The following is an 18,078-nucleotide window of genomic DNA, read 5'->3' on the forward strand; positions in this document are numbered from 1 at the left end:
CAGACAGGGAATGATCCACGTCCTCACGGGAGACTGGAAACGGAAAATTATCCTTACCACCGTGCGCAAAGGCATACCGAACTGGGTCATGAAACGTCGGTTGAGCACCATGCGTCACTTCTGCAACCATTGCTAACGCGCGCAATGTACTTGGGCCGACCCCTTTTCGCTCCAATAACTGTTGATATGTTTCCGGTGGACGGTCATACATTTCATATAACATTTTGTCCAAATAACGCGGAGACGGAATTGGATGCTCTGGAGGCATCGTAATAATCGAACGGGCTTGTTCGCTCGTTAAACGACTATCATCAGGATCTTCAAAAAGGCTTAATTGCTCAGGTTCTTGTTTTGTTTTACCATTATGTTCCACGATCGCATGATATACTTTTTTAATTTCTTCCGGCTTTTCTTGGCAAATTTCCACCGAAGCAAGCCTAGTCGCCTCATTTTTCCCAGCAACTAAATTTAGTACATGTTTTTCCGTCGTTCCACACACTGCTTTATGTGGATCTCTTGTGAAATCAGTGAGGTCTTCATTTAACCAGTGGTACCTGCGAGCATAACGATTTTTACTGTTCATTCCTTGTTGGATGACTGCCCAATTTCCATCCCGATCAAATACAAGGAAATGATGATATAGCTGATATCCATCCTGCACCGCTGCGGAATCTACTTTTGCCACTGTTCGGCTCGTTTGCTGTAAAGCGAATAAATCATTGGATAAACCATATTTATCTCCTGTTTCGATAATTTCGGTTGGGGTTTTCCTTGACGCTTTCCCTTTTCCCCCAACAAGAAATAAACCTAATTCCCCTTGAGCATCTTTAAGCCCTTCTTTAAGAGCCCCGCATACGACCGTTGTTAGTCCTGATGAATGCCAATCAAACCCTAGCACACTACCAAACGACTGAAACCAAACAGGATCCGACAGCCTTCTCAAAACTTCTTGTGTACCATATTCCATTACAATTACTTCAATAATCGTTGCACCAAGGTCTCGCATTTTTTTAAATAACCACGGCGGACAGAATCCACCATGGAGCGGCACATTCGCTAGACCCGTTTTCATGTTGTTTCACCTCACTGCTTCTATTTTACCATGCTGAAAGGGAGTATGTAAGTTGATATGTAAGTTGATGATAAGTCTTTGATAAACTGAATCCTCAAATTAAGGATTTCATATCAATTTAATTGAATTTACAGTAAAAAGTTCGTACCCAGATGGATACGAACTTCCCAAGGACTAGCCATAGAAATAGCTAAATCCATAAAACTATAAATCCCTACTCCACAAACTAGGATCAAAACAATTAATATAAATGCTTTTTAGCTTGCAAGTCAAATTCTTCTGCAGCTTGAGTTACTACATTAAACAACATAGACCTGATTATTCCATATAAATTGAGCCACTTCTACGGACTTTTGAGCAAGTCAATAGTGCGTAAATATAAAGCCATTTTCGACGGGCCACGGTGCCAGTAGGGTAAATAGAAAACCTTAAATATGCATACAAACATGACTCTATTATACAGTCACTTTTTTTAGTGTCTCTTTCTCTGGTCGCTAACTTAATATCATTAAACAGAAAATTCAGTTCTACTTGCTCCATTAAAAATTAAACTTTAATAACTTTTCATTTTCCGATAATGTAACTCCTGTTTCATCATCATTTATTAATTCAAAAATTTCGTGTCCTGGACTAAGTTGATATTTATTGATAGAAACAATCGCTTGTTTTTCTTGTATAACTGCTATTTCATTTAGATATAGTAACATATTAGACACCTGGCGAGGATCTATCCCATTATAACAGGACGAGTCTTGAATCATTAATTCTAAATCCCGATTATATTTAAACAATAGATAATCAATAATATTTTTTTGTACCTCTGTAATACCTTCACCAGTATCTCCAGTCATCTTTAATACAAATTCAATTGGACGATGAACTTGGTGTTTTTCCTTGATGTTTAAATCAAAAAATGTTTCAACTTGTTCATCATAAATATCTTTTACAAACTCATAAACAAAATCCCGGTATTCTTTAATAAGGTTTTCATCAAGAGATTGTTTTGCACGATCAAATTGGTATACTAAATTAGAATCTTTATCATCTATATCTTCATCAATTTCCTTTATACGTGACAATTGTCCTTGTTCATATGTTATATCACGTAATTTATTTGTATATTTTTCGTATATTTCTATCGCTTCCTGATACACTCTGTTTTCCGCAATTAATCTTCCCAGCTCAGATAACTGATTTGCCAACAATTCAGCTTCCTCGTTATATTTATCTATCGTATTTTCCAATTCATTTATTCTTTTTTTGATTGTTTCTTTACGATCCTTTACAACACTTTGATGAAATTTCTCCACATCGCTCAATTGTCGAACAACCATAGATGGTATTTCAACTTTAGCTTTTTCAAACAGTGTTAGCAACTGAGCATTTGTAACGTCGGTACTTTCCACTTCCTTCATATAGTTAGAAAACCTAGTTTTTTCTATATACAATCGTTCGATAGTACCTCGTAATCGCTTATATTTTATATTGATATTTTCATACTCTTTAATACTTGATTGTTTATAATTTGTTATTTCTAATGATTTAATTTTCTTTGCCATATCTTCAATTACTTTTTTGTACTCTTCTGCTTTTTTATCAATTAAATATATTCTTTGTTCTATTGTTTCATTGTTCTTTTTCAAATTGTTTTCAAATGACGAAATAAGGTCTTGCTTATTTTTCTTGAAACGTTTTATGTCATCTTGCGTCTTGTAAATGTTTTTAATTTCTTTATTTAAATCATCAAATGATAGCATTCGAAGTATTGTTTCAAAATCCGAAATTGATGGATTCTGTCTTAACGAAACCAAACTTGATTTTGGTGTTAAAATCACCTGCTTATCATAATCCTGCCTTTTGATTCCAAAAAAGTCTCTATATTCAGTAACACTTTTCTCTGCACCATTAATAAAGATAGATGGATCAGTTGTTCCAATAATTCTTTTTACGTTGTAAATATCATTATTAAATTGTACCTTTGCATCCAAATAATAGCCATGTATCGCTTCTTTCATGATGGCTGAATCATTATTTGCTCCTAACAAATAATCAATCATTTTTAAAAGTAATGTTTTTCCTAAACTGTTTATAGTTGAAGTTCTGTTTTCCGGGCGTTTGATATCCCCGTAAATAAAAGTTAATCCATTTTTCTTAAATTTTACTTTTCTAACAGGTTCCTCAGTAGGAGACATTATTTTAATTTCTAATATTTTCATTATAAATCTCTCCTTGATCCGTATATTCAATCATATTTGTTAAATACATAAAATCAATTGAATATATGAACTTCTCATAAGAAGGAAACCTAATATTATCCGCATCCTTATTTTTCTTTGAAAACTCCGCCCATAATTCATCTATCGTCATTTTATTTCTACCTAAACAATCTAAAAGTAATCCACTAATGCCTATACAACTCTCCACTAAAGTAATATACTTATTAGGCATTAACACTCCTTTTCCTCCTCTTTTTCAAAAATATCACAATGATCAAATATATAAATAATTAAATACTTTGATGGTACCTCTACCAATAAATTATGCGAACTTAACTTACTTATTCCTTTATACATTTCCTCAAGCAATTCCTGACCTTGAAAATCAGCTGATAATAATTGATATAAATTAATGACATATCCCTTTATTTTATCAAATAAATCACTTGTATCAATATTCTGGTGAAGCATAGAAACAGCATTTTCTACTATGTATAAGTTTTCTATTATTCTATTAATTTCTTCTTTTTTACTATCTAATTTGTTAATACTTATTTTATTCTCATTTGAAATTCTAATATAGTTCTTACTCTTATTATCTGCATATGTGGAAGTCATTATTTGATTCCCTAAATTTGTTAAGAAATCATACATTGCCTTGTCAGTAATGGTTCCAATTGGGATGTCCATAGTCAAATTAATACTACCTAACATGTTTTCAAGTACTTGTATATCTTTAACTTCACGTAACATTCTTTTTATGTACTGTAAATTAATAACCTCATATTCAAATCTATAACCAGATTTCTCCTGTAATTTTACAACTGTTTTTTCAAAAAATCTATCTGGGTCTTTGGGCAAATGATCATCAAACGTATTAACAATAAAAATATAATAATTGATGTCTCCGTTCCACTTGCCTTCAGAAAGCTTTTCTAACAGTCCAGATAAATCCTCTTCAAATTTATCTTTAATATCTTTTGCAAAGCTTGATCGGATCTGTGCCGGAGCATAGATTTGATAAAACTTTTTCTCTTCCTCAACCCAGCCGTCATTTTTATCATCACCACCACTTGCGGATGGCATTTCATATGTCAATCCTTTATACACATAAAATTCTTTCAATACATAACCTAAATTAATTTGAAAATTAAGTTTCGTTAGACTTTGTAATTTGATACAAATCAACTCGATAATCTCGTTCTTTTTCATATCTTTCTCCATTTCCAAACATTATTGATTGTTAGCGTTTTATGTTTATCTAGGTTGATTTATGTTTAATAATCGTTATTCTGTTTTAAAGCTTATTAATTTGTATTGTAACATATTTGTAAGTCACAAGATCTCTTTATGACTAGACTCTTGCAAAAAATGTCGTACAAGATTTTGTCAACAAGGTCCATATTTTAGGTACCTTTATCTAATGAACTAAAAAAAAAGGACATTCAAACTTTTTATTCGTATATCGTCACTTTTATTTTTGCCCTAGGCTTAAGTCTTTCGAAACCACAACTAAATTATATCTTAACTTTTGTTCATGGTATCATTCTAACGGGTTGCAGAATAACTGTTTCATAAATAAGACTCGCAACAAATGAACAATGTCACCTAAGCTGCATGACTATATTTCTACATGATCACCCTAGTGCTTAAATCGAGTAACTCAACTCCGTCTTGATTTTGTGATGAAACAGCTCAAAAAGGCTCATGCGTTACCTTTGTTGCTAATGAGCCTCTCTTTTTCTATAATCTTTAAGTTTTAGAACTACCTTTGATTCATTATTATTACTAAAAATTGCTTTGTCTACCCCGCATATTTGAGCTAGCATGTTATCAGTAATATATAAATTATACTCTAGTGCAATTTTACTTTTAATTTCATGCCCCTGTAATATATTCTCATCAATTAACAATTCCAATGATTGCTTAAATGCTACTGGTTCAGTAACTATTGTCTCTAAATCAAATGGTTCTGGATTTCTCCAATTTCGATAATGCATTTGTTTATAAAGCTTTATTTCTTGTTCAACTGAAATAATTTCCAAGTCCCGAGCCCGCTTTATCATAGCGGCAATCGATACTTTCCATTTTCTCTTCATGTGATAATATGTATCAATATCATCTAAAATCTTTAATTTTAGCTCTTCGCCAAAAGTTTCAGCTGGAAGTAAGAAGCATGAACTGAATTTGTTTGATTCTTCTTCAATTAATTTGTATTCATCCTTGTCTAAATCTTGTGGATCGATTCCCTGATGTAATACCCAATGCCCAATTTCATGTGCAATGCTAAATTGTTGTCTATAGAAAGATCCCGAATCACCTGTAACAATAACAAAATATTCTTTATCATCAACAGTATACATACTGCTAAATGCATCAACCTTTTCTCCTGGATAGGGCAAATTTATAACGGTGAATCCCATTAGTTCAGCTACTTCGACTATATCTTCAATAGGCTCTAGACCTAATCCCATTTCAGATCTAATTTGTAAAGCTACTTCTTCAATATCCTCAATATCGTTATAATGATCTCTTCTTCGTAATATAGGGAAATCTATGTACTGTTCTAAAAAATCTCTCACCATTACCGAATATTTCAAAGCAATTGCTGCTGGTTTTTTTGATCTTTGAGTTGCTGTTAAACGTGATCTAAAAAATATACCTTCATTCTTTATTTCTACGGGGTCTTTTGAGTAAAAAAACTCTCTAGGATAATTTAAAATCGAAGTCAGTAGAAGAGATTTTTCAAAGCTTGGTTCTGATTTCCCGTTTTCGTACTTTGAAATCATCTGTTTACTAATATCTAATTCTTTAGCTAATTTAGTAATTGTTAGCTGATTATACAATCGAGCCTCTTTTAAACGACTTCCATTAAAAACCCGACTCATAATTACATCACCATACTTTACTATTGTTTTAACTTCACAATACGTTTTGGAATTGCTTTTCTACTACTTTCTTGCTTTTCAGGTTTTACATCGTCACGCTCTAACACAGGATTATAATCTGTATCAATAAGGTGTGTCAAATCTTTATCCCAGACAACTTCATACCTCGTATTATATATATATGCATGTGCAATATCATGGCTATGTTTAGAATCAAATGTTATTATTACGGCTTTTTCCGGTTCTTTTTCAAATATACTTTTGATTTTTTGTGCAAGCTCCATAAGATATTCATCAGGATACATAGGTTCCGCTTCTTCTTCTGAAAATGAAAAAGTTCCTTGACTATGTAGTGGACTTAATTCATCAAAAGCCTCATTTACAGCACGAATAATTAGTTTTGCATAATGAGTTTCTTTACCTTTTTTCATTATATTTTTTATATTTCTATCTCTAAAAAACAAATAAATACTACCATTTTCATCTTGAACAATAACAGCTTCCCATATAACACGATTTATCTTATAAGCATTCAGGCCATTTCCTTCAGCAATTTCCATAATTGAATTATATTTACGAGACCAACGAACCTGATGTTTCCCGTTTTGCGTTCCTCTGCCTGACTTATTATTGATGGAACGCTGAAAATATTCTTCTGCTTCATCATCTTTGTAAACTAAAGCATTAACAAATTTTTCAAAAATTTCCTCGTTAATATCTATCATTATAAGCCCTCCCGCAAATTTACTATATATCCTATTTTAGATATTTTTATATAAAAGTCAACTTTTGATGGTTTTATAATGATTTTAGATGAATTAGTTAGTAAAATGATTGCTTAAAAATATCACAATTCACATATGGATCATTCTACAACAATGGTTTGTAATAAAATTGCTGTATTGATTCATTTGAAGAAACAATTAGAACACACTATATGATTACAGCCATTAAAATGTACCATCAAGTGACAAATGTTTACATACTGGCTACTTTAACTCAAAACACTCTAAAAAATAGTGATAAAATATGTTATAATTATAGACTACAAGTATCACATTCTCGTTTATATCATTCTTGAATAAACCCAGTTGTACAGATTTCTAATACTTTTTATTTGTTTTTCAAAAATCAGGATCATACTTTTAAAAAAATGACTGGTATATCGAAAATAGTGATCAATACTTAAATCATTACTTTCAAAGATGTTACAGGAGACCATTATGCTAAATAAAAATGATGTTATTCCACTATATGTTCAATTAAAACGAATACTTCGATCCCAAATCCTAAATGGCGTTTTTAAGGAGATGGATCTGCTTCCATCCGAAACTCAACTCATGAAGGAATATCAAATCACTAGAACAACCATCCGTAAAGCAATAGCTGAACTCAATAAAGAAGGGCTTGTTCAACAGGTACATGGCAAGGGAACATACGTTAGACTTCGTGAGACAAAGGATACAGTATGGAATTTCCAAGGGTTTTCGGATTTAGCTCGAAGACACAACCAAATACCAATTACCAAAGTATTGGAAAAGAAAACCTATTCTAAAGATGGAGATTATTTTTTAAAGCTGGTTCGTTTACGAGGGTTAAAATCGGAGGAAACAACAACTTGGATGACCATTGATACTTCCCACCTACCTTTAAAAATATTTCCCAATCTGGAATCAAATGACTTTTCCTCCGTATCACTCTATGAATTAATGCGGGAAACCTATAACATTCACCCACACTACACAAATTTGAACTTAGAACCAATAATGAGTACACCACTAATATGTGAAAGATTAGAGTTACAAAAAGAACAACCTTTATTAAAAAGTTCCGGCATTGTTCTAACGGAGAGTAACATTGAAATAGAACGCCTCGAAATTATTTATAGTCCAAATTTTAAGTTCAAACTTTCTCAATACATCCATTCATAAATATTACTTTTACAATAAAGCCCCTTTCAAGCATGTTAGATTAAAGCTAAAAACCAACTTAAAGAGTTATAAACTTTAATCTAACATGATTGACAATATCCTAGGAGCGATTTATACTTTAATTAACTCATACGTATGAGTGGACAAGTTAGGAGGATGTATAAATGAAAGATAAGATTCTAGGAACGTTATATGGTTTAGCAATTGGTGATGCATTTGGCATGCCATCTGAATTATGGAGCAGGCGAAAGGTAAAAGAATTTTTTGGCAGAATCACTACTTTCTTGGATGGTCCTGTAGAGAATGAAGTTGCGTGTAACTTTACAAAAGGACAATTTACCGACGACACAGCCCAAGCATTACTTATACTTGATGCACTTAATAAAAATAACTTTAAGCCATCTGACAAACTTATTGCAGAGGCTTTAATTAATTGGGCAAATGACACAAACGCTTTTGACAATAATATTCTTGGACCAAGTTCTAAGGCAGCTTTAAACGCTATTAAGGTCGGTGAAGATCCATCTGTGCACACAAAGAAAGCGTTGACAAATGGAGCTGCCATGAGAATTGCTCCGATTGGCACGCTTTTTTCCAGCACACAACAAGCTGAATTAGTAAATTATGTGCGTAAAGTCAGCCAACCAACACATGCCAGTGACGTAGCAATTGCTGGTGCTAGTATGATTGCACATGCGGTTAGCTTGGCAATAGAAGATAAATCCTGGAATGAAATAATGGAATCAACTATTAGTATTTTTGATATAGCTGTTAAAGAAGGTGAAGAAACATTTTCTGCATCTATTCCTGAGCGACTAAAGTTAGGTATGGAATTTGCCGAAACATACAAAGATAATGAGGAAGTTTTTGCACAGCGGATTTATGATGTAATAGGCTGTGGCACCTTAACAAGTGAATCAGTTCCAGCTGCATTAGCAATTGCTTATTATTGCAAGGATCCCCATGATTGTGCCCTTTTCTGTGCAAATATCGGGGGAGATACTGATACAATTGGTGCTATGGCCACTGCTATTTGCGGAGCAAAGTCTGGATATAAAACAATTAACAAAGATTGGATTAATATGATAGATCAAAATAACGATGTGCAGTTACACGATTATGCTGAGATGTTGGAAAAAGAAAGGCTAAAATAGGAGGGATTCACATGGAAAATAAAGAGAAAATATTTCTGACGGATGAAGAGAAAACGGGTAAGCCAAGAGATCTCTTTTTCATTTGGTTTGCTGCTAATATGGGAATACTCGGTATTGTATATGGAGCAATCATTATAGGATATGGCTTAAGTTTCCTACAATCGATCCTCGTTGCAATTCTTGGACCATTGTCTTTTGCACTTGTCGGTTATGCAAGCCTTGCTGGAAGAGATAGTGGAGCTGTCACATTTATGCTTTCCAGAGCTGCATATGGCTTTAAAGGAAATCATATTCCTGCCTTTATTGGCTGGGCTGGACAAGTTGGCTGGTTATCTGTTAACGTTTCAACAGGTACATTAACCCTTTTGGCTCTATTCAGCGCTTTTGGAATAAGTACTAACACCTTATTAATCGTGATCAGCTTGGCTATTTTTGCAGGTCTGGTTATTACGTCCAGTTTTTTTTCACATGAAACGCTTGTATCGATTCAAACATTTTTCACGTATGTGTTCGGCGGACTAACTTTACTTGTTCTTGCTATGCTGATACCTAAAACAGATTGGAATACGCTCTTTTCCATGAGCAGCGGTCCCTGGTTGACTGGTTTCTTACCTGCACTTGCGTTTGTTATCGTCGGGACTGGCTTAACTTGGACAAATGCATCTGCAGATTATAGCCGTTTTCAAAAAAGAAACAACAAATCTTCAGCCATTATCGGTAATGTAACAATAGGTGCATTCATTCCGTTATTTTTTATCATTGGTACAGGAATCCTGTTAGCCACGTCCGCACCAGAGTTATCCAGTGCAGAAAACCCTATCTTACTTATCAGTGAAATACTACCAGAATGGATGACCGTCATTTATCTTTTCGCTGCACTTGGAGGTCTTACTCCTATGTGCTTTATCGGCTTAAAGTCTTCCAGATTGATTATGGGAACCTTTAATATACAGATGAAGGATTCTACTGCAATTACGATACATGCAATTATTATTACATTGATACCTCTTTATGTACTGGTAGTATCAAGAGATTTCCTTGGCTATTTTGAAGCATTTTTAGGGCTTCTAGGTATCGGATTGGCCGCTTGGGTTTCCATCTTCATCATTGACTATATATTTTTACGAAGAAATCAAGGCTATGATTCCAGATTGCTAGAAGATGCGGAGTATAATAAAGTAAATCTAGGCGGTGTGGTAAGCTGGTTTGCTGGCGTTATTGTCGGATTACTTCTTACTTTCTTTGCTTCTACAAGCTTCGATCTGCTTATCACGTTTGTAATAAGTGGAGGACTTTATTATATCACGAATGTTCTCCGTAAAACCGATCAGTATCAGGAGGAAATTTCATGACTGGACATAAACTAAGCTTTCATAAAATAAACAGTAAGAAGAAAGCATTGATATTGGGCAGTGCTGTCATTGATGTTATCGTAACCATACCAGCACTTCCGAAAACTGGTGATGATGTGTTTGCCGGTAGTCAGGACGTCATTGTAGGAGGCTGTGCATATAATGTTGGTAATATCCTTAAACAGCTAAATGCATCCTATGATTTGATGATCCCAATTGGAAATGGCCCCAATGCTATGCATATCAAAAAACAGATTGCACTAGACGGTCATGATCAAATGCTAAGTGATTTAAACGGAGACAACGGTTGGTGCTTATGTATAGTAGAAGAAAATGGAGAACGGACATTTATAACTGTTCCCGGGATAGAGAATGACTGGCAGGAAGACTGGTTCGAACAAGTAAACCTTCGAGAATATGATTATATATATTTATCGGGATACTCTTTTGAAGGAGAATCAGCAAAAGTGTTGCTGAATCAACTGCAAAACAAAAAAGAGGAAACAGATATTATCTTTGATCCATCTCCGCGAGTCAGTAAAATGAATAAAACTCACTTGAACGAACTCTTGGAATTAGGAACCATTCTGCATTGCAACCGAGACGAACTTTTAGCATTAAGCGAGCAGGACGATATCGAAACTGCTGCAAAAGCAATGAATAGAAAAACGAATAAACCAGTAGTAGTTACGCTTGGTAGTGAAGGAACATTATATGTAGACAATGGTACATCAAAACTTTGTCCAGGCAGAAATGTGCCTTTAGTAGATACAATCGGTGCCGGTGATACGCATACAGCTGCTTTTATCGGAGCCTTACTTGATGAGCAATCTATAGAAACGGCTTGTATATGGGGAAATGATGCCGCTGCTAAAGTTGTTCAGGTACAGGGAGCGAATGTGGAACTTTTTGAGGACGAGATATAAGTACTTACTATTGAGAAGAAAAAAATTTACACCAATTAAATTCTCAAAAAAATACGTTGAAGATCTTTAATACTTACGTTAAAAAACCTGAATTGGAAGATATTACTTCCATTCAGGTTTTTTAATAACTTATACTTTTAGTTTCTTTTCCACTCTTTCCGTCACTGCTTCTTGCAACTTTTTCAACTCCGTCAATCTGACTCTGTAAAAATTGAGCAATAAATTTAATTCGTCATAAAATAATTTAATACATTCGGCAAATCTCTTTTCCAAATAGCCCATTCGTGGTTTTCTTCTAGTTCTATATATTGAATCGTTGCACCTTTTTTAGTAAGCATATCATTTAATTCTCGATTATACGATAGAATATTCATCTTTTCATTTGTAATTGGGGAGATAAAATCATCCTCATATATACCAACTGTTTGATAAACGTTCCAATTTAAATGGTCAACACTTTCTAACAATTGGATGTCTTCTTTAGAAATGGCTGCTGATTGAAGCAATAAATGGGTACATTTTTCGGGATTTGTCATAGCCAGATTAAAAGATAAATTACCAGCCAATGAGTCTCCAAGATACCCACGTTTTACAATATTTATATTAAACGTTTCTATTTCTTTTTCTATTGAAGGAATAAATTCATCTGTCATAAATTGAATATATTTTTTAAAGCGATTTCCTCTTCTATTATAAGAATGCCATCTTTCCAATGAACTTCCCGGATGAATTAGAACAATTATCATTTTGTTTGCTAGATGTGGATTACTTGCAAGAAGTTTTTTAAACGTTTTTTCCATTCCACCTAATCTTAAATAGTCTTTTCCATCTTGCACATACAAAACATAAGCTTCTTTTATATTTTCTACTGATTTTAACATAATATATTCATAGTTTATTTTTAATGTTTTACTGGAAAATATTCTTGAGTTCTTCATTAAAACACAATTTCCTTCCCTCAAAGAATTAGGCTAAATCAATATTTTCAGGCCAATGTAGCTGAATACCATTTTTATCCAACATCTTCTGGTAGGATAATAAATGATCTTGATTATCACGCACATCATGAACAGTAATATTATTTAAAATGGCATATGCAGCCAAAAAACCGACAGATTCCCCAATATTCCACTCTGTAGGATGTACACGATAACAACCATTGGTCATTTGTGTCGTACCAATATTTTTACAAGCCGGCAATATATTTTTCATTCTTATTGGTAATACAGCACCTAAAGGAATTTCGTACGGGTAACTTGACAGATAAAAGGTTCGATTAGAGTGAACGGTGTGATGCAAATCAAGATGGTAGCTCCCTACTCCAATACTATCTTTATATTTGCGAATTCCTTTCTCCCCTCTAAATTGTTTATTAACATCCATTTCCGTAATAGTATAAACGGATTTAATCCTTCTTGACTCTCTTATATATGGGTATTTTGCAAGTCCATCCTCGGTGCCAAGTACATCTTTTCTAAGCCGTAGACCTGGATAGCCTTTGCCGCCATCAAGCCTTGGTGCTTCAGTCTGGAGCCAATATAATAAAGATAAACTTAACTGTTTTGCACCATGTAGATTTTTTTGTCTTTCTTCTTCTGACACATCAACAATTGCGCCTAAAAAATAATCATTTTGTGGCCAGTTGATTAATGATACATCCCCTTCATATATGTCATCACTTAGATTATCGACAGCTAATGCACGACGATAAGTAAATAGAGAAGGAATGTCCTTATCATTTGGGAATAATGTAAACTCCTTTAACGTAGAGGTATCTTCGCTATTCACTGCGTACCAACTCAATAAAGGATATGTTGAATAACTAGGAATAAATTGCTTCCAAAACTCATATTGCTCAGGTTTTTCAATGGTAAAATCTTTACCTTCTAAATAATCTACTGCAAACACATATGTAATAGATTGCATATCAAGTGGGTCTTCTTGGTCCAAGGCATGTGGTTCTCCTGTTGTTTCCTTTGATTCAGCTCCAGTTACATATTCCACGTTCGCAAGTGGTAAAACATCACCGACTTCAGTTGCATCAATGAAATACTTACCAAATAGCGTTATTTTATCACCTTTCAATAGATGACGAACCGTTACAGTTGTGACAAAATCACCGTCTGTACTGGCGGAATCGGGTTTGTAGTGATAGTAGACTTGAATTCTTCCACTATTTAAATAAGGTGCAAGCATGTCTTCTAACACTTTTAAAGCTACTTTCGGCTCATGAGACAAGCGACTAACCCATGCGTTTCCAGGATTTAAAAAATCATCCTTTTTTGCTGCATCAGTTAAAGGATAATTTGTTTTATAATATTCACGTACTCTATTTCGAAATTCTCGATATGTAGCTGTACAACCGAATTGCTCAATCCATGGATGTTCATCTAGAGGGACACCTTGGCTCGTAAGTTGACCACCAATCCAATCGGTTTCCTCTGTCAAAATCACGTTTAATCCCATTTTTGCTGCCGATAAAGATGCCATACATCCACCAAGACCACCACCTAAAACGATGACATCTGCTCTTTTTTCCCTATGCAAAACCATCACCCTTTTTTTCTATTACTTGTACAAAAGATTTCGTAATTAACTGTGGTCTTGTAATAGCACTTCCTACAACCACTGACCAAGCTCCTAATTCAAGCATTTTCTCTGCTTCATTAGGAGTATTAATTTTTCCTTCTGCAATAACCGGAATAGTATATGTTTTACAAAGTTCTTCCACTAGAGCAAAATCCGGACCATCCTTTTGTTCTGTTTCTTTTGTATAACCAGAAAGCGTAGAAGAAAGAATGTCCACATTACATTCATAAGCATACTTTGCATCTTCAAGTGTCGCAATGTCTCCCATAACAAGTGTGTCACTATTTTCATGAATGTAATCAACCAAGTCTTTTAATTCCTCTCGATGAGGTCGTGTTCGTTTCGTTGCATCTAAAGCGATAACTTCTGGACGTGCAGTAAGCAACTCTTTAATTTCTTTCATAGTTGGTGTAATATATATTTCGCTATTAGTATAATCACGCTTAATAATTGCAATTACTGGAAGATTTGTTTGTTTTTTAATGGCTATACAATCTGATACAGAGTTGCATCTAATCGCTTTTGCTCCACCTTCTTTTGCGGCTTGAGCCATTTTTGCCATGATTTCAGCTCCATGTAATGGTTCATCTTCAAGCGCCTGACAAGATACGATTAAATGGTGATATATCTCATTTAAGAAACTATTTTTTTTCATACTTACTTCTCCTTGCCCATACTTTTTTATACGGTGAGAATGGAGATTAGCCAAAATTCACTTTTAAGTCGATCCCACATTCAAACATTCGATTCCAAGGGGCATATGTTTTTAATTGTTCTATTTTTACATGGTGAAAAGAACGACCAAATTCCTTATTAAAAGAGTTTTGTAATCGTTTATCTCTCTCTTGATTGACAATATCTGCCTTCCTTTTCAGATCAAAATAATTCAGGTCATGTTTTGATAAAAAATCAGAAACCATCTGCATACGTATTTCAGTTTGATATAAAAAGTCATCTAATAAATGATAGATAATATTTTCTTGTATTTTATTTAAATGGCCAAATTGACCAATGACACCTTGAGAAATGGTTGTACCTAATGTATTACAGTTCGTATTCCATCCCTTATAAGATAGCAGTTTACTTAGAATTCCCTCGTTATCCATCAACCTAATTAATTCATAATCGCCACCGTTAGCAAAAGCAGAATCTGCGACGATTACATGCTTTTCTTGTTCAATATATTTTTTTATTTGCTCAACAAATATCAACATATTTCGAAAGCTTGAATAAGTTACATCTCTTTCAGTCTGATCCCAAGCTTCCTGCATTACTCGTCCAGGAACGTTGTAGGCTAGAATCAAATCAGCATCTTCTGGACGTTCTGCCAATCGACATCCTGCAGCATAAATATGAGACTTCATACTTTCAGCAAAAGGTCGATCCTCGTACATTGGAATAAGTGTAGGTCCAAGTGTACTGCTCCAAATTGGATAAATTTTTGGTTGATAACCTTTCATCTCGTTATAAAGACGAGCAAGCAATGTTGCTCCTACCTCGTCTGCACCTGGATAAATTAATACCTGTTTATACAAACGCAATTGTTCACGTTTAGAAACAACTACCTTTTGATCCATTGCTGTATAACCAAATTCCGCACTATCATCTTGAGGAATAACTAGAAAAGAGATTACCTCTTCCTTCACTAAATCAAGGACATATTCGTTCACCTTGGAATTGAAATGTCTTCTTTTCTCATAGTCTTCTACAAAGTTTTGAGGTAACGTATTTTGAATTTCAGCTAATTGATCTTTTTCTTTTGCAGACAGTTGGACACGTCTGCTTTTATCCTTTAAATAAGCTTGTAAATATATTTCCTTTCCCCAATCTTCATAGTAATCTGGTTCCTCATCACTGGAGCTATATCTAGGTGTACGCATAATCATGTTCGATGCATAGATAGGTAGATCGGAATTCTTTTTACGTAAATCCCTTAAACGGTTCATCCACATAATTGCTTTCTCTTCTGTTAAATTATGTAACCGTGAAGGGATTAAACCTCCATATATGAGCATGTCAATACTAAGTATAATCGCATCAGATCGAGTTGCCTCGTTATCAATCCATTCCCATATTTTTTCCGTGTCCGAAGGGGTTTTTTTATTTCCAAAGAATTCATTTGGTGGTAAAAGTAACTCTATATCTTCAGATGTATTTGCAATTCTCTCAACGATATGGGTATTACATGGTCTTTCATCAATGGGTACATAAAGAATTTTCATGCTATTCTTCCTCCTGAATCTAATATTCCAAGTCACATATTAAGTTTTAGCGATACTAGATTCACGAATTTTTTTATAATTATTATTTTGTAGCTCCTTGAATAAAACTTCTAACAAAAATAAAATAGAGGCTTCACTAATGGAACCCTTAAAATTTTCAACATCATCTTTAGATGGTAGTAGCAAGGATAAATCGGATATATTGGCTATTGGTGAATCTTGCTGACTAGTTATTCCAACCGTCATGCATCCTAGTTCACTTGCGAATTTCAACATCTCCATAATCCTTTTATCATATCCTGATAAACTTAACCCTACAACAATCGTTTGAGGCTTTAGAATAAACTTAGACATGTCCATTTCATATTTACTTGAAAAAGCATCTACCGAGATACCGTATTGCATCAGTTTATATTTGGTCAATTGATTCACATATTCCATCTCGCCTGTACCATACAGAAAAAGTCTATCTGATAAGGCAAATTGATCCTTTAACGTTGCAATATCTAATGTATTATTCAATGTTTCCAATCTATTTAATATATCAACATAACCTTGTTTTACTTCCACCAAGGTACTTGTATCTGCTTTATCATGTATACGAGTACCAATAATCGTCTCTTTTGCCATTAGACGGAGTTTACTATAAGACCCAATGTCTAACTTTTTGCAAAATCTTGTAATCATCGATTCGGATACGTCGATCTTTTGTGCCATTTCTGAAATGGTGTTATTAGGAACATCATTCATATTTTTCATGATATAGGTTGCAATCGTTCTTTCACCTTTTGTCAATTTATGCCTGTTCGATTCAATCAATGTGGTAATTTTATTAAAAGGCTGCATAGATTCCTGTAACAAGAAAAAGCGTAACGCTCCAATCATACCAGCATCATTCAAGTTTCCGGCAATTTCTATTTTTGTTTTCTTTAAAATTGCTGGAATGATATCTTTCTTCAATTGTTTCTTAATTAACGGATATAAATAGTCTCTTTGATTGGTAATTCCACCGCCAATGACAATCATTTCTGGATTCATCATATAGGCAATTGTTGCAATTCCTTTTGAAAGATAGTAAACCATCCTGTCTATTTCTTCTATACAAATGACGTCACCTTTACGTGCATTCTCAAAAATGATTTTTCCGTCAATACTTTCTTCGGCGACCTCTTTTCTTCTTGCCACATTCTTTATTAATATTCTAGTGGATGCTAATTCTTGAAATTGGTCCCCTTCAATTGGTATATATCCGATTTCACCACCACTATAACTGTGACCAGTGTGTAATTTATTATCAATGATATAACTTCCACCAATTCCGGTGCCTACGGTTAAACAAAATAAACTTTTTGCATCTCTTCCTTTTCCAATCCAAGATTCAGCTAAACCTGCACAATTAACATCATTTTCCACTTCAACAGGTAATCGGAAATAAGCTTCTAACTCTTTTTTTATTGGGGTACCAGTATATTCAGGTATGAGCGAGGATGCATACAAAATTTCCCCTTTTTTAGAATCAACCTGTCCAGCAGTACTAATACAAATCCCACCGATCGAATAACGCTTTATAAGCCCATCACCGATCTCTTTTACCTTCCTTAAAACCTCTGGGCCTCCAAATTCTGCTTGAGTAGCTGTTTCATTTCTTTCTAAAAAATTACCTTTATCAGTAAGTACTCCATATTTTATTAACGTACCTCCTATATCAAATGCTATAAATTTTCTCAT

Annotated in this window: 15 protein-coding genes; 4 read left to right on the top strand and 11 right to left on the bottom strand. The window is 34.1% G+C overall.

Going from position 1 to position 18,078, the window contains the following annotated elements; genetic code table 11:
* From ACPYKA_RS00050 to ACPYKA_RS00075, 6 genes are all read right to left on the bottom strand, one after another.
* Nucleotides 1–1,072 (bottom strand): DUF763 domain-containing protein (locus tag ACPYKA_RS00050; protein WP_479540375.1); only part of this gene is annotated, 1,072 nt, incomplete at its 3' end.
* A 539-nt stretch (nt 1,073–1,611) separates the two neighbouring features.
* Nucleotides 1,612–3,288 (bottom strand): DUF2326 domain-containing protein, encoded by a 1,677-nt coding sequence (locus ACPYKA_RS00055; protein WP_479540376.1) that lies wholly within the window; start codon nt 3,286–3,288, stop codon nt 1,612–1,614.
* Nucleotides 3,269–3,520 (bottom strand): ABC-three component system middle component 6, encoded by a 252-nt coding sequence (locus tag ACPYKA_RS00060; RefSeq protein ID WP_479540426.1) that lies wholly within the window; start codon nt 3,518–3,520, stop codon nt 3,269–3,271. The genes ACPYKA_RS00055 and ACPYKA_RS00060 overlap by 20 nt, the downstream gene beginning before the upstream one ends.
* Nucleotides 3,520–4,500 carry a hypothetical protein gene (locus tag ACPYKA_RS00065; RefSeq protein WP_479540377.1) on the bottom strand — a complete coding sequence of 327 codons (981 nt, stop codon included), beginning with the start codon at nt 4,498–4,500 and terminating at the stop codon, nt 3,520–3,522. Before ACPYKA_RS00065 ends, ACPYKA_RS00060 begins: the two co-directional genes overlap by 1 nt.
* Before the next feature lie 512 nt (nt 4,501–5,012).
* Nucleotides 5,013–6,176 carry an XRE family transcriptional regulator gene (locus ACPYKA_RS00070; protein ID WP_479540378.1) on the bottom strand — a complete coding sequence of 388 codons (1,164 nt, stop codon included), beginning with the start codon at nt 6,174–6,176 and terminating at the stop codon, nt 5,013–5,015.
* A gap of 20 nt (nt 6,177–6,196) precedes the next feature.
* Nucleotides 6,197–6,901 carry a DUF5986 family protein gene (locus ACPYKA_RS00075; protein ID WP_479540379.1) on the bottom strand — a complete coding sequence of 235 codons (705 nt, stop codon included), beginning with the start codon at nt 6,899–6,901 and terminating at the stop codon, nt 6,197–6,199.
* Nucleotides 6,902–7,399: 498 nt separating this feature from the next.
* Between ACPYKA_RS00075 and ACPYKA_RS00080 the strand changes: the two genes are divergently transcribed.
* The 4 genes from ACPYKA_RS00080 to ACPYKA_RS00095 all read left to right on the top strand — a co-directional run bounded on the left by ACPYKA_RS00080 (nt 7,400) and on the right by ACPYKA_RS00095 (nt 11,539).
* A complete protein-coding gene (locus ACPYKA_RS00080; RefSeq protein WP_479540380.1) occupies nt 7,400–8,107 on the top strand; it encodes a GntR family transcriptional regulator in 708 nt (235 codons plus the stop codon).
* A 164-nt stretch (nt 8,108–8,271) separates the two neighbouring features.
* A complete protein-coding gene (locus ACPYKA_RS00085) occupies nt 8,272–9,261 on the top strand; it encodes an ADP-ribosylglycohydrolase family protein (RefSeq protein ID WP_479540381.1) in 990 nt (329 codons plus the stop codon).
* An 11-nt stretch (nt 9,262–9,272) separates the two neighbouring features.
* Nucleotides 9,273–10,613: a purine-cytosine permease family protein gene (locus ACPYKA_RS00090; RefSeq protein ID WP_479540382.1), complete on the top strand. Its 1,341-nt coding sequence runs from the start codon at nt 9,273–9,275 to the stop codon at nt 10,611–10,613.
* The gene (locus tag ACPYKA_RS00095; RefSeq protein WP_479540383.1) at nt 10,610–11,539 is read left to right on the top strand and encodes a PfkB family carbohydrate kinase; all 930 of its coding nucleotides are present in this window, start codon (nt 10,610–10,612) and stop codon (nt 11,537–11,539) included. Before ACPYKA_RS00090 ends, ACPYKA_RS00095 begins: the two co-directional genes overlap by 4 nt.
* 224 nt (nt 11,540–11,763) lie before the next feature.
* Here ACPYKA_RS00095 and ACPYKA_RS00100 read toward each other — a convergent pair whose 3' ends face one another.
* From ACPYKA_RS00100 to ACPYKA_RS00120, 5 genes are read right to left on the bottom strand one after another with little or no spacing between them, the layout of a single operon-like run.
* Nucleotides 11,764–12,477: an alpha/beta hydrolase gene (locus ACPYKA_RS00100; RefSeq protein ID WP_479540384.1), complete on the bottom strand. Its 714-nt coding sequence runs from the start codon at nt 12,475–12,477 to the stop codon at nt 11,764–11,766.
* A 28-nt stretch (nt 12,478–12,505) separates the two neighbouring features.
* The gene (locus tag ACPYKA_RS00105) at nt 12,506–14,092 is read right to left on the bottom strand and encodes an FAD-dependent oxidoreductase (protein ID WP_479540427.1); all 1,587 of its coding nucleotides are present in this window, start codon (nt 14,090–14,092) and stop codon (nt 12,506–12,508) included.
* A complete protein-coding gene (locus ACPYKA_RS00110) occupies nt 14,079–14,783 on the bottom strand; it encodes an N-acetylmannosamine-6-phosphate 2-epimerase (protein ID WP_479540385.1) in 705 nt (234 codons plus the stop codon). Before ACPYKA_RS00110 ends, ACPYKA_RS00105 begins: the two co-directional genes overlap by 14 nt.
* Nucleotides 14,784–14,829: 46 nt before the next feature.
* Nucleotides 14,830–16,350: a DUF4127 family protein gene (locus ACPYKA_RS00115; RefSeq protein ID WP_479540386.1), complete on the bottom strand. Its 1,521-nt coding sequence runs from the start codon at nt 16,348–16,350 to the stop codon at nt 14,830–14,832.
* Nucleotides 16,351–16,389: 39 nt separating this feature from the next.
* Nucleotides 16,390–18,078: an ROK family protein gene (locus tag ACPYKA_RS00120; RefSeq protein WP_479540387.1), complete on the bottom strand. Its 1,689-nt coding sequence runs from the start codon at nt 18,076–18,078 to the stop codon at nt 16,390–16,392.

The sequence above is a fragment of the Pseudogracilibacillus amylolyticus (SeqCode) genome (assembly GCF_051918545.1).
In the GTDB taxonomy this organism is placed as follows: Bacteria; Bacillota; Bacilli; order Bacillales; family Amphibacillaceae; genus Pseudogracilibacillus.

Bases quoted from the DNA above. Each gene is read 5' to 3' on its own strand.
- ACPYKA_RS00055 (WP_479540376.1), bottom strand. From the start codon at position 3,288: ATGAAAATATTAGAAATTAAAATAATGTCTCCTACTGAGGAACCTGTT.
- ACPYKA_RS00060 (WP_479540426.1), bottom strand. From the start codon at position 3,520: ATGCCTAATAAGTATATTACTTTAGTGGAGAGTTGTATAGGCATTAGT.
- ACPYKA_RS00065 (WP_479540377.1), bottom strand. From the start codon at position 4,500: ATGAAAAAGAACGAGATTATCGAGTTGATTTGTATCAAATTACAAAGT.
- ACPYKA_RS00070 (WP_479540378.1), bottom strand. From the start codon at position 6,176: ATGAGTCGGGTTTTTAATGGAAGTCGTTTAAAAGAGGCTCGATTGTAT.
- ACPYKA_RS00075 (WP_479540379.1), bottom strand. From the start codon at position 6,901: ATGATAGATATTAACGAGGAAATTTTTGAAAAATTTGTTAATGCTTTA.
- ACPYKA_RS00080 (WP_479540380.1), top strand. From the start codon at position 7,400: ATGCTAAATAAAAATGATGTTATTCCACTATATGTTCAATTAAAACGA.
- ACPYKA_RS00085 (WP_479540381.1), top strand. From the start codon at position 8,272: ATGAAAGATAAGATTCTAGGAACGTTATATGGTTTAGCAATTGGTGAT.
- ACPYKA_RS00090 (WP_479540382.1), top strand. From the start codon at position 9,273: ATGGAAAATAAAGAGAAAATATTTCTGACGGATGAAGAGAAAACGGGT.
- ACPYKA_RS00095 (WP_479540383.1), top strand. From the start codon at position 10,610: ATGACTGGACATAAACTAAGCTTTCATAAAATAAACAGTAAGAAGAAA.
- ACPYKA_RS00100 (WP_479540384.1), bottom strand. From the start codon at position 12,477: ATGAAGAACTCAAGAATATTTTCCAGTAAAACATTAAAAATAAACTAT.
- ACPYKA_RS00105 (WP_479540427.1), bottom strand. From the start codon at position 14,092: ATGGTTTTGCATAGGGAAAAAAGAGCAGATGTCATCGTTTTAGGTGGT.
- ACPYKA_RS00110 (WP_479540385.1), bottom strand. From the start codon at position 14,783: ATGAAAAAAAATAGTTTCTTAAATGAGATATATCACCATTTAATCGTA.
- ACPYKA_RS00115 (WP_479540386.1), bottom strand. From the start codon at position 16,350: ATGAAAATTCTTTATGTACCCATTGATGAAAGACCATGTAATACCCAT.
- ACPYKA_RS00120 (WP_479540387.1), bottom strand. From the start codon at position 18,078: ATGAGAAAATTTATAGCATTTGATATAGGAGGTACGTTAATAAAATAT.